The organism is Halosimplex yunnanense, from assembly GCF_054504345.1.
The window spans coordinates 44,258-70,194 of record NZ_JBTJEL010000028.1; the positions used below are offsets into that span (position 1 = coordinate 44,258).

The 25,937-nt window shown below is 68.8% G+C and carries 24 protein-coding genes; 10 read left to right on the forward strand and 14 right to left on the reverse strand.

Annotated features, from left to right (window positions below):
• Positions 1–66: 66 nt before the first annotated feature.
• Entirely contained in the window at positions 67–1,317 is a 1,251-nt protein-coding gene (locus AB2U09_RS02870; RefSeq protein WP_459191182.1) for a hypothetical protein, read from the reverse strand.
• 189 nt (positions 1,318–1,506) lie between these two features.
• Between AB2U09_RS02870 and sufU the strand changes: the two genes are divergently transcribed.
• The gene (sufU, locus tag AB2U09_RS02875) at positions 1,507–1,938 is read left to right on the forward strand and encodes a Fe-S cluster assembly sulfur transfer protein SufU (RefSeq protein WP_459191183.1); all 432 of its coding nucleotides are present in this window, start codon (positions 1,507–1,509) and stop codon (positions 1,936–1,938) included.
• 116 nt (positions 1,939–2,054) lie between these two features.
• On the opposite strand, the gene AB2U09_RS02880 is transcribed toward sufU, so the two are convergent.
• The gene (locus AB2U09_RS02880) at positions 2,055–2,387 is read right to left on the reverse strand and encodes a DUF8062 family protein (protein WP_459191301.1); all 333 of its coding nucleotides are present in this window, start codon (positions 2,385–2,387) and stop codon (positions 2,055–2,057) included.
• 316 nt (positions 2,388–2,703) lie between these two features.
• On the opposite strand from AB2U09_RS02880, the gene AB2U09_RS02885 reads away from it, so the two are divergent.
• The gene (locus tag AB2U09_RS02885; protein ID WP_459191184.1) at positions 2,704–3,936 is read left to right on the forward strand and encodes an MFS transporter; all 1,233 of its coding nucleotides are present in this window, start codon (positions 2,704–2,706) and stop codon (positions 3,934–3,936) included.
• A 152-nt stretch (positions 3,937–4,088) separates the two neighbouring features.
• Here AB2U09_RS02885 and AB2U09_RS02890 read toward each other — a convergent pair whose 3' ends face one another.
• The 3 genes from AB2U09_RS02890 to AB2U09_RS02900 all read right to left on the reverse strand — a co-directional run bounded on the left by AB2U09_RS02890 (position 4,089) and on the right by AB2U09_RS02900 (position 8,402).
• Positions 4,089–4,448, reverse strand: a complete 360-nt coding sequence (locus AB2U09_RS02890; protein ID WP_459191185.1) for a VOC family protein — start codon at positions 4,446–4,448, stop codon at positions 4,089–4,091.
• Positions 4,449–4,523: 75 nt separating this feature from the next.
• Complete coding sequence (locus AB2U09_RS02895) at positions 4,524–6,551, reverse strand: heme-binding protein (protein ID WP_459191186.1); 2,028 nt, start codon at positions 6,549–6,551, stop codon at positions 4,524–4,526.
• A gap of 72 nt (positions 6,552–6,623) precedes the next feature.
• Positions 6,624–8,402: a site-2 protease family protein gene (locus tag AB2U09_RS02900; protein ID WP_459191187.1), complete on the reverse strand. Its 1,779-nt coding sequence runs from the start codon at positions 8,400–8,402 to the stop codon at positions 6,624–6,626.
• Between the two features lie 127 nt (positions 8,403–8,529).
• Between AB2U09_RS02900 and AB2U09_RS02905 the strand changes: the two genes are divergently transcribed.
• Positions 8,530–9,747 carry an inorganic phosphate transporter gene (locus AB2U09_RS02905; protein WP_459191188.1) on the forward strand — a complete coding sequence of 406 codons (1,218 nt, stop codon included), beginning with the start codon at positions 8,530–8,532 and terminating at the stop codon, positions 9,745–9,747.
• Here AB2U09_RS02905 and AB2U09_RS02910 read toward each other — a convergent pair.
• From AB2U09_RS02910 to pyrH, 3 genes are read right to left on the reverse strand one after another with little or no spacing between them, the layout of a single operon-like run.
• Positions 9,744–10,064: a hypothetical protein gene (locus AB2U09_RS02910; RefSeq protein WP_459191189.1), complete on the reverse strand. Its 321-nt coding sequence runs from the start codon at positions 10,062–10,064 to the stop codon at positions 9,744–9,746. The two genes, AB2U09_RS02905 and AB2U09_RS02910, sit on opposite strands and share 4 nt — an antisense overlap.
• 41 nt (positions 10,065–10,105) lie before the next feature.
• Positions 10,106–11,977: a lysine--tRNA ligase gene (gene lysS / locus AB2U09_RS02915; protein WP_459191190.1), complete on the reverse strand. Its 1,872-nt coding sequence runs from the start codon at positions 11,975–11,977 to the stop codon at positions 10,106–10,108.
• Between the two features lie 16 nt (positions 11,978–11,993).
• Positions 11,994–12,713 (reverse strand): UMP kinase, encoded by a 720-nt coding sequence (gene pyrH, locus AB2U09_RS02920; protein ID WP_459191191.1) that lies wholly within the window; start codon positions 12,711–12,713, stop codon positions 11,994–11,996.
• Positions 12,714–13,115: 402 nt separating this feature from the next.
• Here pyrH and AB2U09_RS02925 point away from each other — a divergent pair, with 402 nt between their 5' ends.
• Both AB2U09_RS02925 and AB2U09_RS02930 read left to right on the forward strand, forming a co-directional pair.
• Positions 13,116–13,364 carry a DUF7123 family protein gene (locus AB2U09_RS02925; protein ID WP_436926346.1) on the forward strand — a complete coding sequence of 83 codons (249 nt, stop codon included), beginning with the start codon at positions 13,116–13,118 and terminating at the stop codon, positions 13,362–13,364.
• Positions 13,365–13,717: 353 nt separating this feature from the next.
• Entirely contained in the window at positions 13,718–14,893 is a 1,176-nt protein-coding gene (locus tag AB2U09_RS02930) for a site-2 protease family protein (RefSeq protein WP_459191192.1), read from the forward strand.
• A 55-nt stretch (positions 14,894–14,948) separates the two neighbouring features.
• Here the strand turns inward: AB2U09_RS02930 and thiL are convergent, their stop codons facing one another.
• Positions 14,949–15,860, reverse strand: a complete 912-nt coding sequence (gene thiL, locus AB2U09_RS02935) for a thiamine-phosphate kinase (protein WP_459191193.1) — start codon at positions 15,858–15,860, stop codon at positions 14,949–14,951.
• 81 nt (positions 15,861–15,941) lie between these two features.
• Positions 15,942–16,367, reverse strand: coding sequence for an Ig-like domain-containing protein (locus AB2U09_RS02940; RefSeq protein WP_459191194.1), 426 nt, complete (start codon positions 16,365–16,367; stop codon positions 15,942–15,944).
• Positions 16,368–16,505: 138 nt separating this feature from the next.
• Here AB2U09_RS02940 and AB2U09_RS02945 point away from each other — a divergent pair, with 138 nt between their 5' ends.
• From AB2U09_RS02945 to AB2U09_RS02960, 4 genes are all read left to right on the forward strand, one after another.
• Entirely contained in the window at positions 16,506–17,528 is a 1,023-nt protein-coding gene (locus tag AB2U09_RS02945; RefSeq protein WP_459191195.1) for a lysylphosphatidylglycerol synthase transmembrane domain-containing protein, read from the forward strand.
• A 105-nt stretch (positions 17,529–17,633) separates the two neighbouring features.
• The gene (locus AB2U09_RS02950; protein WP_459191196.1) at positions 17,634–18,095 is read left to right on the forward strand and encodes a 30S ribosomal protein S19e; all 462 of its coding nucleotides are present in this window, start codon (positions 17,634–17,636) and stop codon (positions 18,093–18,095) included.
• Positions 18,096–18,312: 217 nt separating this feature from the next.
• Positions 18,313–18,672 carry a DNA-binding protein gene (locus AB2U09_RS02955; RefSeq protein WP_459191197.1) on the forward strand — a complete coding sequence of 120 codons (360 nt, stop codon included), beginning with the start codon at positions 18,313–18,315 and terminating at the stop codon, positions 18,670–18,672.
• Positions 18,672–19,295 (forward strand): DUF7411 family protein, encoded by a 624-nt coding sequence (locus AB2U09_RS02960; protein WP_459191198.1) that lies wholly within the window; start codon positions 18,672–18,674, stop codon positions 19,293–19,295. The genes AB2U09_RS02955 and AB2U09_RS02960 overlap by 1 nt, the downstream gene beginning before the upstream one ends.
• Positions 19,296–19,319: 24 nt before the next feature.
• Here AB2U09_RS02960 and galT read toward each other — a convergent pair whose 3' ends face one another.
• The 4 genes from galT to secF form a co-directional block, all read right to left on the reverse strand.
• Positions 19,320–20,303 (reverse strand): galactose-1-phosphate uridylyltransferase, encoded by a 984-nt coding sequence (gene galT, locus AB2U09_RS02965; protein WP_459191199.1) that lies wholly within the window; start codon positions 20,301–20,303, stop codon positions 19,320–19,322.
• A gap of 223 nt (positions 20,304–20,526) precedes the next feature.
• Entirely contained in the window at positions 20,527–21,702 is a 1,176-nt protein-coding gene (gene galK, locus AB2U09_RS02970) for a galactokinase (protein WP_459191200.1), read from the reverse strand.
• A 211-nt stretch (positions 21,703–21,913) separates the two neighbouring features.
• Positions 21,914–23,512 carry a preprotein translocase subunit SecD gene (locus AB2U09_RS02975; RefSeq protein WP_459191201.1) on the reverse strand — a complete coding sequence of 533 codons (1,599 nt, stop codon included), beginning with the start codon at positions 23,510–23,512 and terminating at the stop codon, positions 21,914–21,916.
• Positions 23,509–24,363, reverse strand: a complete 855-nt coding sequence (gene secF, locus AB2U09_RS02980; protein WP_459191202.1) for a protein translocase subunit SecF — start codon at positions 24,361–24,363, stop codon at positions 23,509–23,511. Before secF ends, AB2U09_RS02975 begins: the two co-directional genes overlap by 4 nt.
• Before the next feature lie 226 nt (positions 24,364–24,589).
• Here secF and pan2 point away from each other — a divergent pair, with 226 nt between their 5' ends.
• Complete coding sequence (gene pan2, locus AB2U09_RS02985; RefSeq protein ID WP_459191203.1) at positions 24,590–25,810, forward strand: proteasome-activating nucleotidase Pan2; 1,221 nt, start codon at positions 24,590–24,592, stop codon at positions 25,808–25,810.
• The last annotated feature ends 127 nt before the right edge of the window (positions 25,811–25,937 follow it).

Here is a 25,937-nt window from a genome sequence, read left to right on the forward strand (position 1 = left end):
CGGCAAGAAAACGAGCGGACGCGGCACGGTCGCGGCTGAGCGGGGTAGCGTCCCGGAGCGGGTCGCTCAGCCGCCGAACTCCCAGCCGGCGCTCTCGAGGCGCTTCTCCTCGACGCGGTCGAGCGCCTGCTCGTACTCGTCTGCCTCGTGGTGGGGGCGTTCTGCGGCGAGGTCGATAGCCCGCTCGAACCACTCCTCGGCGTCCTCGTAGTAGTCGCCGGCGTCGTCGCTGTCGTCGGCGTCGTCGCCCTCGCGTTCGAGGGCCGCGGCGTGGGCGCTCATCGCTTCGAGCAGCCCCGCGGTCACCCACGTGAGCTGGTACTCGATGGCGTCCTCGGAGACGGGCGCGTGGCCGTTCCACCCGGCGTCGGTCGCGGCGCGGTAGCGGTCGAAGGCCTCCTCCCAGGCGTCGACGGCGACCGTGACGTCGTCGGCTGACAGCGCCGTCTCGCAGCGGCCGGCGGCGTCGTCGAGGAATCGCTCGCCTGCGTCGCGCAGGTCCGCTTCGAGGGAGTCCAGCCGGTCGGCGGCCCCTTCCGGCGGGTTGTCGACGTCGTCGATGGAGTCGCGGGCCTCCTCGATGGCCTCGGCGGCCTCGACGTAGGCCTCGCAGGCGTCGCCGTAGCGGTCCTCGTCAAGCGCGGTCTCGACCGTCTCGTGACTCGACAGCGCGCGGTCGAGCCACGCGGTGACCTGCGTGTGCTGCAGTTCCTCGACGACCGCGTCGACCTCGGCGCGGATCTTCTCCTCGGGTGCGCGCTCCTCGCGGGTCGCACAGCGCCGGGCCTGCGAGAACTGCGACCGGGCCGACAGCGCGTGCTGGTTCGGGTCCTCGCCGCGCTGGCAGGCGTCCTCGTAGGCGGCGATGGCGTCCCGTGCGTGCGCGAGCGCGGCGTCCATGTCCGACCACGACGACCCCACCGCGTCGACGTAGTCCTCCGCTTCCTCGACGTCGCCTTCGTCGGGGTCGAAGACGACCGTCTCGTCGTCGGTCTGTAACTCGATCTTGCTGTTGAGCAGGCCCTTGCGGACGTGGCTCGTCTCCAGGTCGGTCAACTCGAAGGCGATCTCGGGTTCCTCGGGCTGGTCGCCGAGCACCCACAGCACACGCTCGTCGGTGACGAGCATGTACGCCCCGTGGTCGCCGCTCGATTCGATCGTCGTCGTTCGACCGTCCTTCGTGTGTTCAATCGTCCCGTCGTTGGCGAGCGCGTGCGCTAACGCCTCGCCCTCCCGCAACATGTCCCCCAGATGCTCCGCGTCGGCCCCGCCCGACCCGGACCCACCCGAGATGGCGTCGTTGACTCGGTCGAACATTGCCCTGTGTCCGTTGTCCCTATTTCTGAGAGGGTAGGTAATAAACTTCGGTGTAGGTTCACAGAGTGAAACGACCCGTTCGGTGTCGCTGCGACCGGGGAGACGGGTCGCCGGCGGGCCGGTCGGGGTTCCGTGCGAAGCGCTCCCTCGGAATCCTTTTCCGCCGATAGAGCATATCGTCTGGCAACAATGGGCATCGGCGGATCGGACATGTACCGACAGCAGATCCTCGACCACTACAAGAACCCGCGTAACTTCGGGGAGATCGAGGAAGCCACGTTCACCCACGTCGGCGAGAACCCGATGTGCGGCGACACTATCGAGATGGACGTCGTCCTCAACGACGACGAGGAGGTCATCGAGCAGGTGGCCTTCCGCGGCGACGGCTGCGCCATCTCGCAGGCCTCGGCCTCGATGCTCTCGGAGGAGCTCACGGGCATGGCCGTTGAGGACCTGGAGGAACTGGACAGGGACGACGTGATCGATATGCTCGGCGTCGACATCTCGCCGATGCGCGTCAAGTGCGCCGTCCTCGCCGAGAAGGTCGCACAGGACGGCGCGGAGATCTACTTCGGCGAGACGGACGTCGACAAGACGACGACCGAAGACGACGAGGAGTAAGTCTAGCGCCGCGAGCGCTCGGGCAGTTTTCCGGCGGGGTCGCCGGTCACGGTCGCGATTCTTCAGAAGAGCGGTCAGTTGGTTCGGAAGAGCAGTCAGTCGATTCGGAAGAGCAGTCAGTTGACGTCGTCGGGTTCGACGACGGTCACGTCGTCGTCGATCCCGTGTTCGATCTCGACGGCGTGGCGGGTGTGACGGGCGTGGATCTTCGCCCAGCGCTCGGCGGCGTGGCGGACGAGGTGTTCGGAGCCTTCCGGACAGCGGCGGCACTTCGCGAGCCAGGTGGTCACGTCGTCCGGGAAGTGGCCGGTGTGGCGCTTGTGGTCGAGCGCGAACTGTTCGACCGCCTGGTTGCCGACGCCGAGGTCGTCGAGTTCGTACGCGAGATCCCATTCGCGGCCACAGCGCGAGCAGCTGACCGTCGGCGTGTCGTCGAGGTCCGTTGGCATCGGACCGCCGCCGTCCGGGCCGGGGTCGGGGCGGCCGGGGCCGGCGTCGACCGGGCTCTCGTCCGGATCGCCGTCTCCGCCGTGAGTATCGTCTGGCACGGGATTCCGTTGCATCGCGACGGCCTTGGCTCTGTTGGGGTCGCGACCGTCGGTACCGTCCGGACGGCCGGCCGAAACCGGGACGTATTTCCGCGCGAACGCGCCTCCACCGAACGACCGAGATGGAGCCGAAACCCGCCCGTAGCGGCGCGCGCGAGTTCCGAGACTGCCGAGCGACGGGTCCCGGTCGGCGGCCTGCCGGCGCGGGAGGGCGAGCGTGGTAGTCCCCGACCGGCTCGCGCGGTTCGACGCGCTCGCGCTGACGGCTTTGGTGTGGTTCCTCGGGAAGTTCCTCCGCTACGCCTTCCCGCCGCTGTTCGGAACGCTCGGGACGACCTACGGCGTCTCGCGGACCGTCCTCGGGAGCGCGTTCACCGGACTGATGCTCGTCTACGCGGCGATGCAGTTCCCCTCGGGGCTGCTGGCCGACCGACTCGGATCGGTCCGGGTCATCACCGCGGGGGCGCTGCTCGCGGCGGCCGCCGCGCTCGCGCTGGCCGTCGACGCGCCGCTGTGGGTGCTGATCGGCGCGATGGCGCTCGTCGGCGCGGGGACGGGGACGTACAAGACGGTCAGCGTGAGCCTGCTCTCGCGGGCCTACCCCGAGCGAACCGGGCGAGCGCTCGGCGTCTTCGACACGTTCGGGACGTTCGGCGGCGTCGCGGCGCCCGCGGCGGTCGTCGTCGCTTCGGGCCTCCCCGCGGCGTTCGGCGCTCCGTGGCGCTCGCTGTTCCTCGCCGCCGGCGTCGTCGGCGTCGGCCTCGCCGTCGGCTTCGCCCGCGTCGTTCCACGACGGCTACCCGACGAACCGGCCGGCGCGACCGTCGACGGCGACGGATCGGGCGGTGGCGACGGAGCCGACGGCGTCCCGCTGCGCACCTACGTCGCCCTCTTCCGCGACCGCCGGTTCGCGCTGTTCGTCGTGGTCACGATCTGTTTCTCGTTCGCGTACAACGGCGCCGTAGCCTTCCTCCCGCTGTACCTCGCGAAGGAGACCGCCGTCTCGGAGGCGACGGCGAACTTGCTGTTCAGCGTCCTCTTCGTGGTCAGCCTGATCCAGCTCGTCACCGGCGAGGCCAGCGACCGTGTCGGCGTCGAGGCCATCCTCGCGCTGACGCTCGGCGTCGCGACCGCGGGGCTGCTCGCGGTGCTTGCGCTCTCGTCGACCGGCGGCCCCGTCGTCCTCGGCGGCGCGGTGGCCCTGCTCGGTCTGGGCGCTCACGGCTACCGGCCCGTCCGCGGCGCGTACATGATGGCCGTCGTCCCGGAGTCGGTCGCCGGCGGGAGCCTCGGCGTCGTCAGGACGCTGCTGATGGGCGCCGGCGCCGTCTCGCCGGCTATCGTCGGGTTCCTCTCCGAGACCGCCGGCTTCGCCACGGCGTTCGGGTTGCTCGCGGCGGGGCTCGTCGCGGCGACGGCGCTGTCGCTCGTGCTCTGGGCGATCGAGTAGTCGGGGACCCAGTCGAAGCCTGGCCCGACCGCCGGGACGCCGCCGTTGATCCACAGGGTCGTCCCGGTGACGGACAAGGCCGCCCCGGAGACGAGAAAGAGGACGGCGTCGACCATCTCGCGGGGTTCGGCTAGGTGTTGTAGCTACTGCCCTCAGTCGTATTCGGTCACGCAAAACCCGTTGTCCTCCGGGTCCTCCAGGACCGTCCACGTCGCGCTGTAGCCCTCGCCCGATTCGGTCTTCGTCTCGCGGACCGTCGCGCCGACGTCGGTCAACCGGTCGACGGCCGCGCTCCGGTCGTCCGTGACCAGATCGAGGTGGAGTGGCAGGTCCCGTTCCGTCCCCTTCGGCAACTCCTTGAACAGCAGGGCCGCGCGGTCGCCCTCGCGGTCGACGATCTCCGCGTCGAATCCCGAGAGGTCTCGGCGGCTCCCGTCCAGCGCCCGCTCCCAGAACGTCGCGAGCTCTTCCGGATCGTCACAAGCGAAGGTAATATGTTCTACTTCGAGCATGCATTACACTCATTCGCGGGGCCGAAAAGGGGCCACCGGTAGCGGAAAGTGTTGGCGAGGGGAACGGAGGGGGTCTCAGGCGAGGAAGACGTGGCGCGGTCGGTCGGCCAGCACCTCGCGCCCCCACTGGACGGTCTCGCGGAAGTCGTCGGAACGGAAGAAGGCCATCGCGTCCTCCTTGGCGTCCCAGCGGCTCGCGATGAACATGTCCGCCTCGTCCTCGCGGTTGGCCAGCAGGGCGGTCTCGCGGTGGCCGTCCATGGTCGCGAGCTTCTCGCCGACGGCGCCGAACGTGTCGACGAACTCCTCGCGGTACTCGGGCTTGACGGTGTAGAACATGCCCATCGTGCCGAATCCCTCGCGGTCCTGCGGACGACCGACGATGCCGGGCAGGTCCGTCAGGAAGTCCGCGGCGGTGTCGGCGGCGCTCTCGGTGTCCCAGAGGCTGACGACCGCCGTCGTGTCCGAGTCGTCGGCCACGTCACCGTAGACCGCGGTCTTGACGTGGGTGTCGTAGCGGTCGAAGCCGTCGCGCAGGTCCGAGACCTCCGCGTCGAGCGTCTCGGGGTCGGCCTCCGAGTAGAGGACGAGCGCGTAGACGTCCTCGCCGTGGGGCTGGCCGGCGTAGACGCCCTCGGCGGCGAGTTCCTCGCGGATGTCCGCGGCGGTCGTGTCGTCGCCGGTCTGTGGTTCGCCGCCGCTCTCTCCGTCGGCAGCGTCTCCGGCCACGTCGGCGTCACCGAGCGGGCCGCGGGCACTGTGAGTGACCGCATCGATGTCCGTGAGGAAGCCCAGCGCCGTGTCGGCGGCCCGTTCGTTGGCCCAGACGCTGACGACGGCGGTCTGGCCCTGGTTGGCGCGGACGCTCGTCAGGACGTGCGTGTCGTAGTGCTCGAAGTTGCCGCGCAGGCCGTCGACCTCGTCGACGAGCGCCTCGGCGTCGGCGTCGGCGTAGCAGACCAGCCCGTAGTCGCCGTCGTCGTAGTCGTCCGGGTAGACGCCGAAGTTCGCGAGGGTCCGTCCCATCTCCTCGGCGTCGCGGCTCTCCACGGCTTCGTCGTCCGTGTCCTGCTGGACGGCCGCGGGCGGCCCGCCGCTCGCGCCGCCGTCGTTCGACTCGGAGACGGCCTCGGCGGATTCGGATCCGTCGTCGGCCGTGGCCGCATCGTCGGCTGCGGCCGCGTCGGTCGAGGACGCTGCGGCGTCGTCGTGAGCGGCCTGCCCGGCGTCGCCGCCGTGTCCGTTGGCGCCGCCGGCGTTGGACGCGCTCGCGTGGGCGGGCCGCTCGCCGCCGGTCTCCTCCGCGGTGTCGGCGGTCGGGACGTGCTCGCCCGCGAGATAGGCACCGAGGTCGGCGGGCGGGAACTTGCGACCGACGTAGAACGGGCCGAACTCGGCGAACTTCGACGAGGAGGGGTCGAAGCGCATCTCGTAGAGGAGTTCCTTAACGTCGGTCAGGTCGTCTGCCCAGAGGGTGACACCCCACTCCCAGTCGTCTATCCCCACCGAGCCCGTGATCATCTGGTTGACCTTGCCGGCGTAGCCGCGGCCGATGTCGCCGTGGCTCGCCATGTGCTCGGCGCGCTCCTCGAAGGGCAGGTCGTACCAGTTCTGCCCGGGATCGCGGCGCTTCGACATCGGGTAGAAGGAGACGTGCTCGCTGTCGGGGATCTCCGGGTGGAGCCGCGACCGGATGTACTGGGCGAGCCCGGAGTCGTCGTCGACCTCGCCGTCGAAGTACTCGCGGGCGCGCTCGGAGTATCCCGACGCCTCCGTGACGGAGACGTACGAGTAGGTCTGTTCGGTGAACTGTGCGAACTCCGTGCGCTCGAACTCGCGTTCGAGCCGTTCCACGTCGGCGACCGTCGGTCGGAGGTGGAGGAGCATGAGGTCGCCCTTGTGTCCGACGACCGCGTAGAGGGCGGAGTCGCCCTCCTCGGCGTCGGCGACGGCCTCGGCGGACTGGAGGTAGTCGACGACCTCGTCGAGCGCCCGTTCGCGGACGCGCTCGGGGGCGTCGCGCCAGGCCTCCCAGTCGACCGTCCGGAGATCGTGGAGGGCGTACCAGCCCTCTTCCGTCTGCGGCGGCTCGCGTCTGACCATACGGGAGCTAGCGAGTCGCAGTTTAGGAAGCTTGCCTTTCCGGGCTTGGACGCGGGGGAGTCCGGCCCGTCCTCAGTTGAACAGCTGCGGGCCGAACAGCATCAGGAAGAGACCGGCGAGCATCAGCAGGCTGATCGACGCAGTGACCGCGGTGGTGGCCCGCCGGCCGTCCTCGACGGGGAGGCGGGCGACGACCGACTCCGCGGAGGCCCTGAGGATGTGCCCGCCGTCGAGCGGGAAGGTGGGCACGCAGTTGAACACCCCGAGGTTGAGGTTGACCCACGCCGTCCAGAAGAGGACGTTAGCGACCAGGAACATGCCGCCGCCGAGCGCCGACAGCGGGCCGGTGACGGTGTAGAAGTTCGCCACGTCGGGGACGAACCCGGCGAAGTTGTAGCCGATACTCGGCGCGACCGTGCTGAGGAACGGGACCAGCAGGACGATGAACATCTGCTGGAGGAACTCGCCGCTGAACAGCCCGCCCCACGGGCCGCTGTTCCCGCCGAGCACGGCGAGGAAGTATCCGGCCGGGTAGACGTCGATGCCCGCGTCGGTCACCGCGATGCCGCTGAAGCCCTGCTGGGTGCGGAGCCCGAGCGCGTCGCCCGCACCGTCACCGGTCCCGACCGTCACGGAGTAGGTGTCGCGCTCCCCGCCGACGGAGGCCCGCACGTCGACCGTCGAGCCCGGTTCGAGCCCGCTGACGACGTTACTGTAGACGGAGGCGTTCGACGTCCGCTCGCCGGCGACGTGGGTGACGATCACGTCGGTACCGGTCGGGACCGAAGCGTTGGCGAGCGGGCCGTTCTCGACGGCGAGGCCGTAGGCGCCGACGGCGAAGGTCGCGCTCCCGCGGTTGGTCTCGATGGTGGCCGTCTCGCGGTCCGCCATCGCGCGGGCGAACTCGCGTTCGGTGTAGACCGCCGAGCCGTTGACGGCTTCGACGATGGTCGCGTTCTGCCGGTTCGGACTGATGCCGTCGGTCACCGACGGGACCGAGCGAGCGAGCGATAGCTTCCGTTCCAGCGTAGTCGTCTCGCCGCTTTTCAACGTGAGCTCGACCGACCGATCGTCGGCCTCATCGAGTCGCGCGTCGAACTCGGTGGCGTTCGCGATCGACTGGTTCTCGACCGCAGTGACCAGATCGCCGTACTCCAGGCCAGCGTCGTCGGCGGCCGAACCGGGTGCGGCGTTGCCGACCGGGACGCCCGCCGCGACGGAGATCGCGCCCGAAACCGGGCCGAACAGCAGCAGGAAGCCGACGAAGGCCACGAGGAAGTTGTTCGTCACGCCCGCGGCGAACATCCGGGTCTGGCTGCCGCGGCTGGCCCGCAGCCGGCTCTCCTCGTCGGGTTCGACGAACGCGCCGACGGGGATGAACGCGAAGAAGGCCAGGCCCATCGAGTCGATGTCGATGTCCTCGACGCGACAGAGCAGCCCGTGGCCGCCCTCGTGGACGACGAGGCCGATGAGGAGACCGAGGACGATCTCGGGTGCGGCGGCGAGCGGCAGAAAGTCGTTGACACCGGGGATGACCAGTACGTTCTGCGGGTTCTGGACCGGCTGGGCCTCGGGTTGCTGCATGGCCTGCCAGCCGGCGTTGAACACGGCGGCGAACATGCCGACCATCGTGACCAGCGCCATCCCGACGCCGAAGTTACCCCACGCGCGCCACGCCCGTTTGGGCGCGGCGAGTTTCGTGAGGAACTGACGGCCGCGTAGCGTGTGGAGGGTCGTGATCGGGCCAGAGACCCGGACGGAATCGGGGAGATACCCCCGTGCCTGCAGCGCCATCGCCCCCGCCGTGTAAGCGACGATCCCGGCGAGTACCCAGTACAGCGGGCGTACCATTACCCGATTGCAGGGGCCACCCCGTCAAGAGGGTTTGGTTCGGTTCCGTCCCCCGGATCCGGGGCCGTTCCGGGACCACCAGTCATTTCAGTGTCGATCGGAAAGCGACACGGAACTCCGACTCACCATGTCGTCGATCGCTGGAGTCCTGGCCGTCGCGCTCGTCGCATCGCTGTTCATGTCCTTCACCGTCGGCGCCAACAGCAACTCCGCGCCGGTCGCACCGGCCGTCGGCGCCAACGCGCTCTCGACACTCAAAGCGGCGCTGCTCGTCGGGGTCGTCGCGGGACTCGGCGCGATCGCGCAGGGGGGCAGCATCTCCGAAACCATCGGCGAAGGCCTCGTGACCGGCGTCACGATCACGCCGCTGGCGGCCGCGGCGACGCTGCTCACCGCGGCGACGCTCATCACGATCGGGAACTCCCGGGGCTACCCGATCCCGTCGGCGTTCACGGTGACCGGGGCGGCCGTCGGTGCGGGCCTCGCGCTCGGGGGCGGGTTCGCGGTCGCCAAGTACGTCGAGATCCTCGGCTTCTGGTTCGCGATCCCGATCGCCGAGGGCGTCCTCGCCTACGGGCTCGCCCGGTTGCTGCTCAGCGACGACCGGTCGGACACGCTCGACGTCGCCGCCCTCGCCGGCGGCGTCGGCTACGCGCTGGCGAACATCCGACTGGCGTTCCTGGGCGCCGACGGGGAGATGCGCTCTATCGCCGCCGCGGTCGCGGACGCCTACTCGCTCGCGCCGACGGCGCTCGCCGGCTCCTACACCGTCGGGATGGCCCTCGTCAGCCTGGCGTTCGCCGGCGCCGCCCTCGCGGTCACGTACTGGCAACTCGACCGCGACATCTCGACCGGTATCAACCGGGTGCTGATCGGCCTCGGGACGATCGTCGTGTTCACCAGCGGTGGGACTCAGGTCGGCCTCGCGACCGGGCCGCTCGAGGCGATCTTCGAGACCGAACTCGGCCTCCCGTCGGTGTACCTGCTCGCGCTCGGAGGCTTCGGCATCCTGCTGGGTGGCTGGATCCGCTCGCCGCGGCTCATCCAGGCGGTCGCGCGGGAGTACGCCTCGCTCGGCCCCAAGCGGTCCATCGCCGCGCTGATCCCCGCGTTCCTCATCGCGCAACTGGCCATCGTTCTCGGCATCCCGATCTCGTTCAACAAGGTGATGATCTCGAGCATCGTCGGCAGCGGGCTCGTCGGCCGCTCCTCGGAGGGAGGCGGCGTCTCGGCGTCCAAGAGCGTCTACACGGTCGCCGCGTGGGTCGGATCGATGGTCGGCGGCGGCGTGATCAGTTACGCGCTCTACGAGGCGCTCGCCGCCGTTCCCGGGCTCGGAACTTAGCTGGTGGCGACGTCGATCGCGTCTTCGATCCGCGCGGTCCGTCGCAGCTCCGACCAGTCGTGGAATTCGCTGCTGGCGGCGACGAAGCGGTCGCGTTCCTCCGCGTCGAGGCGCAACACGGCGGCGAGACCGTTCCCCTCGGACGGGCTGGCCTCGCAGAACGCGTCCAGCGATCTGAACCGGGTGTGTCTCTGGATAAACGAGTCACGGATCGTCCGGTCGGCCGGCGCGCGTGCGGACGACAGTTGTTCGACGCCGCGGACGAGCGTCCGGCGGATCGGCCGGTCGGGCCTCTCGACCCGGAGGTCGAGGTCCATGCGCCCGGATCGGGCACGGAGATCCGTAAGTCCGGCGACGGTCAGCGCTCGCGACGAAGCCGCTGGACGACGAACTCCCGGTCCAGATCGCCGAGGAAGTGACCGAGCTGTGGCCCCTCCTCGGCGTCGAAGAACAGCCGATAGCCGACGGTGAAGAAATCGCCGATCTCGACGTCGTGGCGCTTGGCGCTCTCGTAGATCTCGCCCTGGATGGCCTCGCCGTCGTGCCCTTCGGCGACGAAGTCGGCCAGCTCGTCCAGCGCGGCGGCGGTCGACTCGTCGACGGACACGTCGGGCTGGTCGGTGCGGGCGACGGTGTAGTTGTACTCGTTGTCGGTGCGGTCGGCCCACTCGCTGGCGAGCGCGACGCGCCCGAAGGCGTCCTCGACGGCCCACGCGGGGTCGTCGTCGGAGACGTGCCCCTCCTTGCGCGCGGTGTCCATGCGCGCGTCCTCGTCGTCGAACATCCCGAGGACGGCGGCGAACGTGTAGGGAAGCCGGACCCGCTCGCGGAACTCGCCGTCGACGAACTCGCGGCGCCGGCGACGGTCCTCGCGGTCGTTGTGGTCGAACTCGGCGGCGTGGGACGCCGCGCCGTCGGGGTCGTCCTCGAACAGGCCGCTGGCCGCGAGCGCCCCCGGCGGGACGTCGGCCAGCGAGTGGACGAACGGGTAGACTCGTTCGGCGCGGCGTTCCTCCTGTTCGGTCCCGGACTCCTCGCCGTAGTAGAGGCGCTCGACGCGGTCGAACTCGTCGACGAGCTGGTCGAGGCGCTCGACGCTGAAGTCGCGGGCCCGATTGGGGTCCTTCGCGAAGAAGTAGCGGAGGACCTCGGGTTCGAGGGTCTCCAGCACGTCGTGGACGAGGACGATGTTGCCCTCCGAGGAGGAGAACGGTTCGCCGTCGAGCGTGAACCACTCGTAGACCATCGGCTCGGGCGGCTCGTTGCCGAGGACGTTCTCCGCGATGTCGACGCCGGAGGGCCACGACCCCTCGGCGTGGTCCTTGCCGAACGGCTCGAAGTCGACGCCGAGGACCTGCCACTGAGCGGGCCACTCGAAGCGCCAGGGGAGCTTCCCCTCGCGGAAGGTGGCGGTGCCCTCGTGGCCGCAGCCCTCGATGGTGCGATTTCCGGCTTCGATATCGGTACAGCGGTACTCGACCTCGCGGGCGTCCACGTCGACGCCGGTGACCGTCTCGGTCACCTTGCCGCACTCCTGGCAGAAGGGGTTGAACGGGACGTAGTCCTCGTCGACCTTGTCCTGGTACTCCGCGAGGACCTCGCGGGCCTGCTCGCGGTTCTCCAGGACGTGCTCGACCACGTCGTCCATCCGGCCGGACTCGTAGAGGTCGGTCGTCGAGACGACGTCGATGGGGACGTCGAGCAGTTCCGCGGACTCGGCGATCAGCGTCGAGAAGTGCTCGCCGTAGGAGTCACAGCAGCCGAAGGGATCGGGGATGTCCGTGTACGCGTGCCCGAGGTTCTTGCCGAGCGCGCCCGCGTTCACGTCGCCCAGGTCGACGATGCCGCCGTCGAGGTCGGCGAGCTTCCGGGGGAGCTTCCGCAGGGGGTCGCGGTCGTCGGTGGTGAACACCTGCCGGACCTCCCAGCCGCGCTCGCGCAGCACCTCGGCGACGAAGTAGCCGCGCATGATCTCGTTGACGTTGCCGAGGTGGGGGACGCCCGAGGGGGAGATGCCGCCCTTGACCACGATCGGCTCCTCGGGGTCGCGCGCCTCGACGGCGTCGGCCACTTCGTCGGCCCAGAAGGCGTAGTGGTCTTCGCCGGCCGCCTCGTCGGTGCGGGTGTCGTCGGCCGATTCCGTCTCGCCCGGTGCGTCCGTCTCGTCCGCGCTCGCGGTCGCGTCGGCGTTCGCAGTTCCGCCGGCGTCGTCGGGTTCGCTCTCGCTCATGCTGTCACCGTTGCGCTCATCGGTCGGTCCACTCGGCGGGCGGTTCGCCGACGGCTTCGGGGACGACGTCGGTGCCGTCGTGTTCGCCCGTGCGGATCGCGTGTTCGACGGCGGCGGGGTCTTCGCCGTCGATGACGATGGTCCGGATGCCCGACCGCTGGACGATCTTCGCGGCGAGCAGGTCGACGGGGGCGTTGCTCCCGGCGTCCATCTCCAGGTCGGCGATGAGGCCGACGAGTTCGTCGGCGCTGATCTCCGAGAACTTCTGTGCGTCGGCGTCCTCGCTCGGGTCGGCGTCGTAGACGCCGTCGACGCTCGTCGCGTAGACGAGCAGGTCGGCGTTGACGTACTCCGCGAAGGCTGCGCTGACGGCGTCCGTGGTCTGGCCGGCGACCGTCCCGCCCATGACGGGGATGTCTCCCCGACGGATCGCCTCGCGTCCGGTCTCGTAGCTCTCGGGCGGCGTCGGTGCGGCTCGCTCGTCGAGCGCAGCGATGAGCAGGCGGCCGTTCAGGCGCGTGACCTCGATCCCGAGCTGGTCGAGTTCGATCTCGTTGGCGCCGAGATCGCGTGCGGCCTCGATGTACTCCCGCGCAGTCGGGCCACCGCCGACGACGGTGCCGAGCGTGTATCCGTCCGCGTCCAGCGATTCGAGCGCGTCGGCGTAGGTCCGGACCCGGTCCGGACCGACCGACGGGACGAGGACGCTCCCACCGATAGAGACGACTACTTTCATTGGGACGGCGTAACCGCGATGCCGTCTTAAGGGTTGTCAAGCCGCGACGCCGCGATCACGGCCTCGGTCTCCGGGCGGCTCAGCGGGGTCGACACCGACGGCCGGCCGGCGCGTTCGTGAACACGTTCGCCGCCAAACCCACCCGAAATAGGATAATGTTGCCTCAAGATCGGACTGAATCGGCGATCGAACGACCGTTTACGACCCAGTTTTTCGCGGCTCGATCGAATCCGTTTCGCGCCCTCAGAAAACAGAATAAAACGTCTAAACGTTTCAGGAAACGTCTTGAAAAATCGAATTCACTCCGTTTTGGCCGGAAAGTCTGTGAAACGACACGAAGCGAACCGAAGCTTCCCGCCTTTATATGGAGATAGGGGCCACAGAATGGAGCGAGGTGTCAACATGAGCTCGATACTACAGCCCTCCACCGAAGACGAGCCGTCGAAGGAAGAGCGACTCAAGGCCTATCTCGCGCAGAAGGCCGAGGACGGCGAGATGTACTTCAAGAGCAAATTCATCGCGGACGAGGTCGGCCTGTCACCGAAGGAGATCGGCGCGCTGATGGTGAAGATCCGCGACTCCGCGTCCGAACTCGAAGTCGAGAAGTGGTCGTACACGAGCGCGACCACGTGGCGCGTCGAACGCGCGTAGTGTTCGAGTCACGATCCGCCGGAGCGCCTGCCCGCCTCCCCGCGGCGGACCCGACCCCACCACACACGGACTGTCACACACCACGGCTGTCACACGACGTGGCCCGCTGACCGATCGCGACTCACACACCGCGACAACCCGAACCCACCACGAACTACCGACTGCATCCGAACGCTCCGAACACACGTTCCCTGCTGAACGGCGACGCGGTGGCTCTCCACCACGGCGTCGCGGTTCCCTCCCTTTTCGACGGGCGTCGCCCGGAGTCCGCTCGAGTCACACGGCGAACTCCGACCACGCCGACGTCCGGTAGTTCCCGGGATTTATACCCGGGTGCGCCCAACCTCGATTCGATGGACGAGCGTCGCGAGCCGGGGGCCGGGCCGCCGGTGGATGCCGTGCAGTCGGTCTTTCAGGTCGCCGACGTCCGCGTCGGTGATGACGATACGATCTACTACCTCGGGACGCCGCTCGCGTCCGCGGAGACGTTAGAGCGCGAACTCTGGGAACGCTTCCGCGAGGAGGGGTACGACGTGTCGCTGACGACGCGGGCCCAGTCGTCGGCGTCGTTCGACGACCCGGCGGTGGTCCCGGACCGCTTCGGGCCGTCGCGACCCCAGTACGTCCTCGTCGCGGAACCGCGCTCGCCGCACATCGACGGGATCCCGTGGACGAACATCGTCTTCCTCGTACTCACAGTGCTCTCGACGCTACTGGTGGGCACTCGCTGGTACTACGTGGACATCGAGGGCCCGCTCTCGCTGCTGGAGGCGTGGCCGTTCACCGCGGCGATCCTCGGCGTTCTCGCGGTCCACGAGTTCGGCCACTACGTCATGATCCGCTACCACGACGTGGACGCGAGCCTGCCCTACTTCATCCCGTTCCCGTCGCTGATCGGCACGATGGGTGCGGTCATCCGGATGCGCGGCCGGATCCCCGACCGCAAGGCGCTGTTCGACATCGGCGTCTCGGGACCGCTCGCCGGCCTCGTGGCCACCGTGGTCGTGACGGTGATCGGGCTCCATCTCGATCCGATCGAGGTCCCCCAGCAGGTCGCACAGGGCGGCACGTCGATCCGGTTCAACGACCCGTGGCTGCTCGTCATCCTCGCCGATCTGACCGGCCAGCAGCTCGAGTACGCGGACCCGCAGCTGGCCGCCAATCCCGTCATCTTCGGCGGCTGGGTCGGCATGTTCGTCACGTTCCTGAACCTCCTCCCGGTGGGACAGTTCGACGGCGGCCACATCGTCCGGGCCGTGCTCGGTCCGCGCCAGGAGACGGTCGCCGCGGCGGTCCCGGCGGCGCTGTTCGGCCTCGCCGGCTACCTCTACTTCGCCCAGGAAGCGACGAACGCGGTCGTCCTCTGGGCGTTCTGGGGACTCATCGCCGGCGGGCTGGCCTACGCCGGCCCCGCGACGCCGATCCGCGACGAGCCGATCGACCGCCGCCGGAAGGCGATCGGCGCCCTGACGCTCGGGCTCGGTCTCCTCTGTTTCACGCCCGTCCCGTTCGAGATCCTGCCGGCGTAACTCGCAATCCGAGCCTCAGCGAATAGCAGAAGGATGATTCGGCCGAACGCCGGTTTCAGTGCGTGTAGCCGCGGTCGGGAAGTTCCTCGCCGTCCAGCGTAACACGATTCTCTGCGGCTTCGCCGTTCCGGTCCGAGGCACTCTGTGCCTCGCGATCGACGACGGTGCCGATCCGGGTCAGGTCGACGGGCACGTCCTCGCGTGCGGCCGCCAGTTCGGCTTCGGGCACCGTACAGACGAGTTCGAAGTCCTCGCCGAAGAACGCGCCCAGTTCGAGGCGGTCGTCCCCGTCCTCGGCGACTGCCTCGACGGACTCGTCGACGGGGAGGGGCGTCTCGACGGCCATCCCGCAGTCGCTAGCCTCGGCGAGCTGGTGAAGCGAGCGCGCGAGGCCGTCGCTGGAGTCCATCATCGCCGTGGCGTGGTCCGCGAGCGCTCGCCCGGCGGCGATCCGGGGGTCGAACCGGAAAATCTCGTTCGCTCGTTCGGTCTCACCGCGCTCGAACAGCCGGAGCGCGGCCGCGCTGCGCCCGAGGGTCCCGGTCACGCAGACCGCGTCGCCGGGCTCGGCGCCGGAGCGGAAGACGGGATCGGCGGTGCGGCCCAGCGCCGTGGTGGCGACCGTGAACTCGACGTGGTCGTCGAGGTCGCCGCCGACGTACTCGGCGTCGACGGACTCGCAGACGTCGACGGCGCCCTGCACGAAGTCGGCGAGTTCGGTCTCGTCGAAGGCGGGCGCAGCGTAGACGGCGACGGCGGCGGTGGCCGCGGCGCCCATCGCGGCCACGTCCGAGAGGGAGGCGCCGACCGCCCGCCAGCCGGCGGTGTAGCGGGTCGTCCCCGCGGGGAAGTCCGTCCGGTCGTGGAGCATGTCGGTGGTGACGACCTGCCCGTCGACGACGGCGGCGTCGTCGCCGGCCGCGGGCAGGCGGTCGCCGAGCAGCCCCAGCGCGGTCCGTTCGTCCATATACCCCGCGTTCGCTCCCCCGGTCAAAACCCCCTGTGGTTCGGCGGCCGGCCGTAGCGTCCGGCGGCTCGACGATCACAGTTAGTCGTCCGCAGCGACCGTATCGCAGGAGAGCGCGACCTCCACGGTCCCGTCCTCTCCGATGCGGACCTCGGCACCGCCCGCGGATCTGATGCCGCGCTCCTCACAACGGTTCTCGGGCCAGTCGCGTTCTACCGGCTCGCTCCCGTCCACCGTGACGGCGATCGTCGCCGGGTCGCCGGTGAACGGATTGGTGTCCTCCTCGGCTCTGTCGGGACCGAGACGGAACTGCTGGCGATACAGGTCCTCGCCCTCGGCGTTCGTGACACGGACGAAGACGTTGTGCGTCCCCTCCGCGTAATTGAACGCCTCGACGTAATGTGCGAGGTCGTCGGAACCGGGTGCGCCGGGGCAACCGGAGAGGGCGCCGACGACGGTCGCACAGCCGCCGGCGAGGAGGGCACGTCTCGTGCAGGGACCGTCCATAGCTGACGCGCTCGCGGGACGGGGAAGAACGTTGTGGCCGCCTCCGACTGGCTGCTGTCACTGGCGAGCGGCGCCGTCGCGGGGCCGAAACGCGTCCACTCCGGTGGGTTCAAACCGTGCAGGGCCCTCATCGGGCACATGAACGGGGACAGGTGGGCGACGGTCGTCGGCTTCGCCGGCGCGGTGGTCGTCCTCGCGGCCCTCGTCTGGGTCGTCGGGATCGAGGACATCCTGACGCAACTCCGCGGGATCGAGGCCCAGTACCTGCTCGCCATCCTCGCGATCGCGGTCTGCTGGCTCCTCTGCTGGGGAATGGCGCTCCGGACGGTCCTGAGCGCGCTCGGCGCCCCAATCTCGATCGCGATGAGCGCGCTCGTGTTCGCCGGTGCGGTCTTCTCGAACAACGTCACCCCCTTCGGACAGGCCGGGGGCGAACCCGTCAGCGGCTACCTCATCTCCCGGGCGACCGACCGGGAGTACGAGACCGGCCTCGCGGCCATCGCCTCGGTCGACGCCATCCACTTCGTCCCCTCCATCGCCTACGCCATCGTCGGCCTGACGTTCGTCGTCGCGGGCGCGGCGCAGTTCGGCCGCAACCTCGTGTTCGCGACGAGCGCGCTGGTCACGCTCGCGGTCGGTATCCCGGTCGCGGTCTACCTCGGCTGGCAGTACCGCTACGAACTGGAGGCGGCCGTCGTGCGAGCGATCACGCCCGTCGTCCGCTTCCTCGGGCGCGTGATCCCGCGAAAGTCCCCGCCGGCGGCCGAGGCCATCGAGAGCCGCATCGAGGGCTTTTTCGTCGCCATCGACCGCGTCGCCGGGAGCCGGACGACGCTGGTCGAGGCCATCGGCTTCTCGGCACTGGGCTGGCTCGCGATGTGTTCCTCGCTGTGGCTCTCGCTGTTCGCGCTGGGCCACCCCGTCGACTTCTCGGCGGTCTTGCTCGTCGTCCCGATGGGCGCCGTCGCGGGGATGACGCCGCTGCCGGGCGGCCTCGGCGGAGTCGACGCCGTCCTGATCGCCCTGCTCGTCTCGACGACCGGGATCACCGGCGGGGCCGCGGGCGCGGCCGTCCTCGTCCACCGCGCCGCGACGTACGTCTTCCCGACGGTCGTCGGCGGCGGCGTCGCCTTCGCGCTCGGCGCCCGCAGCCGCGATTGATCCTCGGAATCCCGGTCGCCCGGCCGCGCTCTCCCCCTGTGTCGCCCTGACGTGGCCGACCGGCGAACGATGCCCTTAAATGAGCCGCTCCGGAAGAACGTGGCAATGACGACACTCTACGACGTGCCCGCGGAAGCCCTGAACGAGGCGGTCGCGGACCGTCTCGCCGACGAAGGCGCAGTGGAAGAGCCCGACTGGTTCACCTTCGCGAAGACCGGCGTCGGTCGCGAACTCCCGCCCGAGCAGGAGGACTTCTGGCAGCTGCGGGCCGCCAGCCTGCTCCGGAAGGTCGCCGTCGACGGCCCCGTCGGCGTCGGCGCGCTCCGCACCGCCTACGGCGACTCCAAACAGGGGTCGAACCGCTATCAGGTCCGCCCGGACCAGACGACCGACGGGAGCGGTAAGGTCGTCCGCACCGCGCTCCAGCAGCTCGAAGACGCGGGCTACGTCCAGGTCGCCGAGGGTGAGGGCCGCCGCATCACCGCCGACGGGCAGGCCCTGCTCGACGAGGTCGCCGGCGAAGTCCTCGAGGACCTCGACCGCCCGGACCTCGAACGCTACGCGTAGACCGGTCTCCGACCTGTCTCTGTTCTCTGTCCGCGAGTTGCGACGCTATCGTACCACGGGCCGTTTGGCACCGCTTTCGCTCGCGTAAGCCGACGGTTCGCCGCCGGCCCCGGTTCGTAACCCGTTCGTTTCGCTGCCATGTCCGGATCGTAAGCCGAGCGTTCGGCCCGTCGGCGGCTCCGAAATCGTTTTCCCGCCGACTCGACAACGTACGCCTATGAGTGGCGACCCGAACGACGAAGAGCTCGAGAAGCTCCGGCAGGAGAAAATGGAGCAGCTGCAGGAACAGGGCGGCCAGCAGGGCCAGGGCGTCGACGAGGAGGCCATGCAGGCCCAGCGCGAACAGCAGGAGGCCCAGAAGAAGGCCATGCTGCGCCAGCACCTCACCGACGGTGCGCGCAAGCGGCTCAACACGGTGAAGATGTCCAAGCCCGAGTTCGGCGAGAAGGTCGAACAGCAGGTGCTCGCGCTCGCCCAGAGCGGCCGCATCCAGGGCAAGGTCGACGAGGAGAAGATGAAGGCCCTACTCAAGGAGCTCCAGCCCGACCAGCAGAGCTTCGACATCCAGCGGCGGTAATGCCGACGGTCGCGACGCTGTTTTCCGCCGGGAAGGACTCGACGCTCGCCGCCGCGCTGCTCGACCCGTTCTACGACGTCACCCTCTGTAGTTGCACGTTCGGACTATCCGTGGAACCGTCGGTCGCCGAGGCCGCTCGCGAGGCCGGCGAGCGAGTCGGCTTCCCCGTCGCGACGGTCGAACTCGACGAGGCAATGGCACGCGAAGCGGTCGAGCGGATGGTCGACGACGGCTATCCGCGTGAGGGCATCCAGCTTGTCCACGAGCACGCGCTGGAGACCGTCGCCGGCCGCGCCGAGGTAGGGGGCGAACCGCTCGCGGCCGTCGCGGACGGGACTCGCCGAGACGACCGCGCGCCAGTCATCGACCGCCCGTTCGCCCAGAGCCTAGAGGACAGGAACGACGTCGACTACCTGCGGCCGCTCGCCGGCTACGGCCGGAGCGCCATCGACGAACTGGCCGAGCGACTGCTGGAGGTCGAGACCGGACCGAGCGAGACGATTCCCACCGGCGACTACGAGACGGAACTCCGGGCGCTGCTAGCCGAAGAGTACGGCGAAGCGGCGGTGTCGGACGTGTTTCCCGAGCACGTCCAGTCGCGGGTCGTCGGCCGACGCAGGTGAACTGACCCACCGGCGACCGCGCCGTCACTCCGCCGTTTCGGGGACCACATCGGCGAGTTCGGCCGCCGCTTCCTCGGGGAGTTTGTTGTTGATGTACGTGCCGGCGCCGAGTTCGCTCCCGGCGAGGTACTTCAGTTTCTCCGCGGTCCGGTACGGCGGGTAGAACTCCAGGTGGAAGTGAGCGTACTCGTCGCCGGTCCCGTCGGTCGGCTGCTGGTGGGTGGCCATGACATAGGGCATCTCGAAGTCGAACAGCGAGTCGTAGCCGACGAGCAGGCGCTTGAGGAGCGATCCCAGCGCCCGGCACTCCGCGTCGGAGCAGTCGTCGAGCGAGGGTCGGTGCTCCTTGGCGTAGACGTGTACCTCGTAGGCGTACCGCGCAGAGAAGGGGACGACGGCGGCGAAGGAGTCGTTCTCCGCGACGACCCGGTCGCCCGCTGCCACCTCGGCGGCGACGAGGTCGCAGAACAGGCACGTGCCCTCTTCGTCGTGGTAGGCGCGGCTGGAGTCGAGTTCCCGCTGGACGGTGGGCGGCACGAAGGGGTAGGCGTAGATCTGGCCGTGGGGGTGCTGGAGGGTGACGCCCATCTCCTCGCCCTTGTTCTCGAATAGGTAGACGTAGTCGACCTCCTCGCGGTCGCCCAGCTCGCGATAGCGATCCCGCCAGACCTGGGCGAGCTTGCCGAACTTCGCGGCCGGCAGCTCCGACGCGACGGCGTCGTGTTCCGGCGTGTACAGGACCACTTCGCAGACGCCGTTGGCCGGTTCGACGGGGTGGCGCTCGTCGCCGTCGACCGCCGGTTCGGGCGGGTCCTCCTGCAGCGAAGGGAAGCCGTTCTCGACGACGGCGATGTCGAAGTCCGACTCCGTGACCGCGGTCGGGACCCCGTCGTCGCGGGGCGGGCAGAACGGACAGTAGTCCTTCGGCGGTTTGAACGTCCGGTCCTGGCGGTGAGTGGCCGTGATCACCCACTCCCGGCGGACCGGGTCCCATCTTCGTTCAGACATCGCCCTCGTCGTCCCGCCGGTCGGACTCGTCGCTCTCGCGCTCGTCGTCGAACTCGTAGTAGATCAGCCGGTTGCCGTTGTCGTTTTCGACCTCTCGGCGGCGCATCGTATCCCGTCGGTGTCGCGCCAGCGAAATAATCCCCCGGGCTCCGGTCAATCGTCTTCGGCCCCGGACAGTCGGCTCCCGTCCCGCTCTTCGATTCGCCCCCGCCGTTTCGTCCGACTACTGGTCGTGGCGCCGAACGCCGCCGTCGGGGTTGCACACGTACACGTCGGGCTCGATGCCGGTGCGGTCGCGATAGCGCTCGTCGATGGCCTCTGTTACCCTCTCGGCGGCGTCCGGACGGACGAGCGTGACGACGCACCCGCCGAACCCGGCGCCGGTCATCCGCGAGCCGTAGACGCCGTCGAGGTCGCCGGCGATCGCCGTGACCGCGTCGAGTTCCTCCACGCTCACCTCGTAGTCGTCCCGGAGGCTCGCGTGGGAGTCGTCGAGGAGTTCGCCGACGCGGTCGAGATCCTCCTCGCGCAGCGCGGCCGCGGCCTCGCGGACCCGTTCGTTCTCGGTGACGACGTGGCGGACTCGCTTGCGCACGGTCTCGGACAGCTCCGACTCGTGGGCCTCGAACGCCTCGACCGACACGTCCCGGAGCGTCTCGACTTGCTCGTCGAGCGCGTCGTCGAAGAACGCGACGCCCCCCTCGCAGGTCGCCACGCGGTCGTTGTACGCGGAGTCGACGAGTTCCCGCTGGACGTTCGTGTTCGTCGCGACGACGGTCACCTCCCCGGAGGGCAGCGGGACGACCTCGTGGGACTGGTCGCGGCAGTCGAGGAACAGCGCGCTCTCGCGCTCGGCGTGGACGGCGGCGTACTGGTCCATGATGCCGCAGCTCAGCCCGACGAACTCCGTCTCGGCCTCCCAGCAGACGGTCACGAGTTCGTCGTCGTCCAGCGAGAGATCGTGGACGGCCGCCAGCGCGGCCCCGACCGCGACCTCGAACGCCGCCGAGGAGGAGAGTCCGGCGCCCATCGGCACGTCGCCGACGACGGCCAGTTCCGTCCCACCGACGTCGTACCCCCGGTCGACGAGTCGCTCAGTGACCCCCCGTACGTAGTCGCTCCACGGCGCGTCGTCCGAGGAGGTGATCTCCGCGAGGTCGAACGCGGTGGTCTGGTCGAACTGGGTCGAGTGGACGCCGACCGTCCGGTCGGTGCGCGGCCGGGCCGCGATGGCGATCCGACGGTCGATCCCCGCCGGGAGGACGAACCCCTCGTTGTAGTCGGTGTGACCGCCGATCAGGTTGACCCGGCCGGGCGCCGAGACCGTCTCGGTCGGTTTCGCCGATCCGCCGAACGCCTCGTCGAGGACCCCGCGAGCGCGCGCTGTCTGGTCAGTCATCGCTGATTGTCGGTACCGTCGACTGGGACGGTAATAAACAATCACCGTCTTCGTCCCGCAGTCTCCGACGAGAGCCCGATTCTCTGCCGGGTGGCCGGACTAGTTGATCCTGCCTGTCACCGTCACTACGGACACATCGGCTCGAATCAAGAAGGGAACGCGGCGATTCGGACGACGGACGAGTCGGAAAGCCGCCGTGGCGCGTGTCCGTTTACTCCCGCTGCTGTTCGTTGAGCATCAGGTTTCGGAGTACGTCACCGTAGGCCGGACGGGTGACGAGCACGCCGATCAGGACGCCGACGATGGTGACGATGGCGAAGCCCTGCAGGTCCCCGAGCGAGAGGAAGGCCAGGGGACTCATCGCGATGATGGTCGTCACCGCGGCGGCGCCGATGACCCAGAACGCCTTGCGGAAGCGGTTCTGGAACACCCTGCCGGTCGCGATCTCACCCTCGTTGAGGATCTCGTCCGCGATGATCAGCAGGTCGTCGACTCCCGTCCCGATGACGGCGATGAACCCGGCGATGTACGAGAGGTTCAACGGGAGGCCGATGGCCGCGGCGAACCCGAGCAGCAGGTACACCTCGGCGGCGGCCGTCGCCAGCATCGGGAGCGCGACGCGCGGATTCTTGTAGCGCAGGAACACCATCCCGCTGACGGCGAGCCACGCGATGAGACCGGTCAGCAGCGCATCCGACTTGAAGCGGTCACCGAGACTCTGCTGGAGGAACAGGACGGTCCCGTTATCGACGGCGAGTTCGGTCGGCAGTGCGCCGGCGCGCAGGTTGACCTGCAGGCGCTGGGCCTCCTCCATCGACGTAGTCTGCATCCGGGAGGTCGGTGCCTTCAGGTACTCCCCGGACTCGATTGATTCGGCGAGGTCGGGGTTCAGGTAGGCGCCGTACACCACTTCGCCGTCGACGACGTTGTACAGGCAGTAGCCCGGATCCTCAGGATTGTCGCGGTAGCTACAGCGCTGATTGCCGGTCGTCGCCGCGCTGGACGTGAATCCGAGGTCGACGAGCTTCTGGGAGTAGTTCCGGGCGTCTTCCTCCGTGAGCGTGATCGGGACGTAGGGGCGCCCGTTCCGGTCGGTCTGGGCCACACCGATCTGAGATCGCTCGAGTTGCCGGTTCGTGAGTATCGTTTCGTTTCGATACTCCGTCCCGTTGTCGGTCTCGACCGGGTAGCTGGCTACCATTTGCACCTCGCCCTGGTTGCCGATCAGGTTCAGGACCTGCGTCGTGTTGGCGTTGGGAACGTCGACGGTGATGTAGTGTTCGCCGGTCACCGAGCGCTGGTCGGTCACGGTCCCGCCGCTCAGCCCGCCGCGGTTGATCTTCGCCTGGATGGTGTCGACAGTCTGCTGGCGAGTCTGCTCGGTGACGCCTCGCCGGAACGTGGCGTCAGACGTATCGACGTCCGCGGCCTGCAGGGCAGCGCGGAAGCGTTGCTCGCTGACGTTCCGTTCGAGCACTTCGACAGCGTCGCCGCTACCCGTGTTCAACCGGACGTTCACGTCACCGCCCCCGACGTCCATCTCGGACGCGACCGTCTGGCGAATACTCGCCCGGTCGTCCTGTGCAATGTCGAGGTTCTCGGCGGTCGTGCCGACGAGCGGCGCGCGGATGCGCGTCCCGCCGGCCAGTTCCAGCCCGTACTGCAGGTTCGTCGGGTCGGTCGACGCACCGACGGACGAATTGTTGTTCGTTCCCGCGGCCGGGTCGGCGGCCGGTGCGAACAGCGCGGCCGTCGACGCGAGCACGAACACGATGAGCATGAGTATCCGCCAGTTCGAGCGCAGGTTCATCGGTTCACCCCCTCGAACTTGTACCAGCGAAGCAGGCTCAGGTTCATCATGTAGGTGTTCATCAGGTCGACGACCAGTCCGAAGACGAGCACGATCGCCAGGTCCGGCAACAGTGGGATCTTGAACAGCGACGAGACGATGTACATCACCGACATCGCCGCGATGGAGGTGACGGTCATCGTCACACCGGTCTGCATCGCGCGGTAGGTGCTCTCGTAGAAGCTCCCCCGCCGCCGGAGGATGTGGTTGTTCAGCAGGATGTCGGAGTCGACGGAGTACCCGATAAGCATCAACAGCGCCGCGACCGACCCCAGCGAGAGCTTGATCCCGAAGACGTTCATCAGCGCGAGCGGGATGATGATGTCGGAGAACGCGGAGAGGACGACCGCGATGGAGGGCACGAACGACCGGAACAGCACGAAGATGAGGACGCTCATCCCGATGAAGGCGACGGCGATGCCCTTGAGCGCGAGCCCCTGAGCGTCGGCGCCGAAGCTCGCCGACCGCGTCTGTATCGAGACGATCTCGTAGCCGGCCGACTCCACCTGCGAGCGGATGGCGTCCGTGTCCGTCGACTGCGTGGTGACGATGTACTCGTTCGACCCCGCGACCGGCTGGACGCTATCGTCGAAATCGAGGGCCTGTTTGACTTCCGACTGTGGTACGTCGGTCGCTATCTGAACCTCGGTCCCCCCGGTAAACTCGATCCCGAGCGTGACTGGCACCCCGTTCACGAGGTACCAGCCGACGAGGACCAGCAACGCCAGTGCCAGCAGCGCGAGCGGAACGGCCGCGAGCTGGCGGTTTGAGTACCGGTCGTAATCCGGTTCCGGTACTACGAACTCGACCATGCCCGTCGGTGTGCGACGCCAGCCGATAAGCCTTCTCCATTCCGCCGCGACGTGGCGACCGCGGTACCGGACCCGCACGACCGCCGGAATGCACCGTCTCTTGCTCTCGGCCGATCGGCCGTCGCGACCGGTCCGTGCAGGCTTCGACCGCAGGACGTCCCCCGGATCGACCGGCCGTCGCACCCAAAGAGACTTTTTCGTTCGCTCGTTACCACCCACTAACCCGATGTCACGCAGTCCCTCTCTTCCCGAGCGACCCCGGCTGGAACTCGACCCCGACATGTCACCGTCGGAGCGGCTGGGGGCCCTCAAGGAGCACTACCAGCAGCTGGTGCGAGTGAACGACGAACTCGAAGACCAGCTGGAAAGCGCCCGCGAACGCCGCGAGGGCCTCACAGAAGAGGTCGACGAGCTCGAACGCGAGAACGAGACGCTCAAGAGCTCCTCGCTGTACGTCGCCACCGCCGAGGAGATCACCGACGACGGCGTCGTCGTCAAACAGCACGGCAACAACCAGGAAGTCCTCACCGAACTTCCCGCGCAGCTCCGCGAGGCCCTGGAGGCCGGCGACCGCGTCGCCATCAACGACTCCTTCTCCATCCAGTCCCAGCTCGAATCCGAGACGGACGCCCGCGCGCAGGCGATGGAGGTCGACGAGTCGCCCGAGGTGACTTACGACGACATCGGCGGCCTCCAGTCGCAGATTCAGGAGGTCCGCGAGGCCGTCGAAGAGCCGCTGGTCAACGCCGAGCAGTTCGACGAGGTGGGGATCGAGCCGCCGAGCGGCGTACTCCTGCACGGCCCGCCGGGCACGGGGAAGACGATGCTCGCCCGCGCGGTCGCCAACGAGACCGACGCGACCTTCATCAAGATGGCCGGCTCCGAGCTCGTCCGGAAGTTCATCGGCGAGGGGTCGCGGCTCGTCCGCGACCTGTTCGAACTCGCGAGCGAGCGCGAACCCGCCATCATCTTCATCGACGAGATCGACGCCGTCGCCGCCAAGCGCACCGAGTCGAAGACCTCGGGCGACGCGGAGGTCCAGCGGACGATGATGCAACTGCTCTCGGAGATGGACGGCTTCGAGGACCGCGGCGAGATCCGCATCATCGCCGCCACCAACCGCTTCGACATGCTCGATCGCGCCATCCTCCGCCCCGGTCGCTTCGACCGCCTGATCGAAGTCCCGGAGCCCGACGCCGAGGGACGGCGCCGCATCCTCGAGATCCACACGCAGGACATGAGCCTCGCCGACGAGGTCGACTTCGAGCACCTCGCGGCAGAGACGGGCGGCTTCTCCGGCGCCGAACTCGCCAGCCTCGCCACCGAGGCCGGCATGTTCGCCATCCGCGACGGCCGCACCGACGTCCGCACCGAGGACTTCGAGGAGGCGCTGGAGAAGATCGAAGAGGGCGACCAGACCGAGGGGCAGCCGGTCGCGTTCTACTAGCAGCCATCTTTTTCCCGCCCGGGTTTCCTCGCGCGCCGCAGGCGCGGATGCTTGAAAGATCGAGCTCGCTTTCTGGAGTCTATACAGCCGGTCAGCGAGTACGCGCAACGGATAGTGTGTTTGCCCA

Bases quoted from the DNA above. Each gene is read 5' to 3' on its own strand.
- AB2U09_RS02960 (WP_459191198.1), top strand. From the start codon at position 18,672: ATGCCGACGGTCGCGACGCTGTTTTCCGCCGGGAAGGACTCGACGCTC.
- AB2U09_RS02955 (WP_459191197.1), top strand. From the start codon at position 18,313: ATGAGTGGCGACCCGAACGACGAAGAGCTCGAGAAGCTCCGGCAGGAG.
- galK (WP_459191200.1), bottom strand. From the start codon at position 21,702: ATGACTGACCAGACAGCGCGCGCTCGCGGGGTCCTCGACGAGGCGTTC.
- AB2U09_RS02945 (WP_459191195.1), top strand. From the start codon at position 16,506: ATGAACGGGGACAGGTGGGCGACGGTCGTCGGCTTCGCCGGCGCGGTG.
- sufU (WP_459191183.1), top strand. From the start codon at position 1,507: ATGGGCATCGGCGGATCGGACATGTACCGACAGCAGATCCTCGACCAC.
- AB2U09_RS02905 (WP_459191188.1), top strand. From the start codon at position 8,530: ATGTCGTCGATCGCTGGAGTCCTGGCCGTCGCGCTCGTCGCATCGCTG.
- AB2U09_RS02895 (WP_459191186.1), bottom strand. From the start codon at position 6,551: ATGGTCAGACGCGAGCCGCCGCAGACGGAAGAGGGCTGGTACGCCCTC.
- AB2U09_RS02880 (WP_459191301.1), bottom strand. From the start codon at position 2,387: ATGCCAACGGACCTCGACGACACGCCGACGGTCAGCTGCTCGCGCTGT.
- AB2U09_RS02975 (WP_459191201.1), bottom strand. From the start codon at position 23,512: ATGAACCTGCGCTCGAACTGGCGGATACTCATGCTCATCGTGTTCGTG.
- pan2 (WP_459191203.1), top strand. From the start codon at position 24,590: ATGTCACGCAGTCCCTCTCTTCCCGAGCGACCCCGGCTGGAACTCGAC.
- galT (WP_459191199.1), bottom strand. From the start codon at position 20,303: ATGTCTGAACGAAGATGGGACCCGGTCCGCCGGGAGTGGGTGATCACG.
- AB2U09_RS02925 (WP_436926346.1), top strand. From the start codon at position 13,116: ATGAGCTCGATACTACAGCCCTCCACCGAAGACGAGCCGTCGAAGGAA.
- thiL (WP_459191193.1), bottom strand. From the start codon at position 15,860: ATGGACGAACGGACCGCGCTGGGGCTGCTCGGCGACCGCCTGCCCGCG.
- lysS (WP_459191190.1), bottom strand. From the start codon at position 11,977: ATGAGCGAGAGCGAACCCGACGACGCCGGCGGAACTGCGAACGCCGAC.
- AB2U09_RS02870 (WP_459191182.1), bottom strand. From the start codon at position 1,317: ATGTTCGACCGAGTCAACGACGCCATCTCGGGTGGGTCCGGGTCGGGC.
- secF (WP_459191202.1), bottom strand. From the start codon at position 24,363: ATGGTCGAGTTCGTAGTACCGGAACCGGATTACGACCGGTACTCAAAC.
- AB2U09_RS02910 (WP_459191189.1), bottom strand. From the start codon at position 10,064: ATGGACCTCGACCTCCGGGTCGAGAGGCCCGACCGGCCGATCCGCCGG.
- pyrH (WP_459191191.1), bottom strand. From the start codon at position 12,713: ATGAAAGTAGTCGTCTCTATCGGTGGGAGCGTCCTCGTCCCGTCGGTC.
- AB2U09_RS02890 (WP_459191185.1), bottom strand. From the start codon at position 4,448: ATGCTCGAAGTAGAACATATTACCTTCGCTTGTGACGATCCGGAAGAG.
- AB2U09_RS02940 (WP_459191194.1), bottom strand. From the start codon at position 16,367: ATGGACGGTCCCTGCACGAGACGTGCCCTCCTCGCCGGCGGCTGTGCG.
- AB2U09_RS02930 (WP_459191192.1), top strand. From the start codon at position 13,718: ATGGACGAGCGTCGCGAGCCGGGGGCCGGGCCGCCGGTGGATGCCGTG.
- AB2U09_RS02950 (WP_459191196.1), top strand. From the start codon at position 17,634: ATGACGACACTCTACGACGTGCCCGCGGAAGCCCTGAACGAGGCGGTC.
- AB2U09_RS02900 (WP_459191187.1), bottom strand. From the start codon at position 8,402: ATGGTACGCCCGCTGTACTGGGTACTCGCCGGGATCGTCGCTTACACG.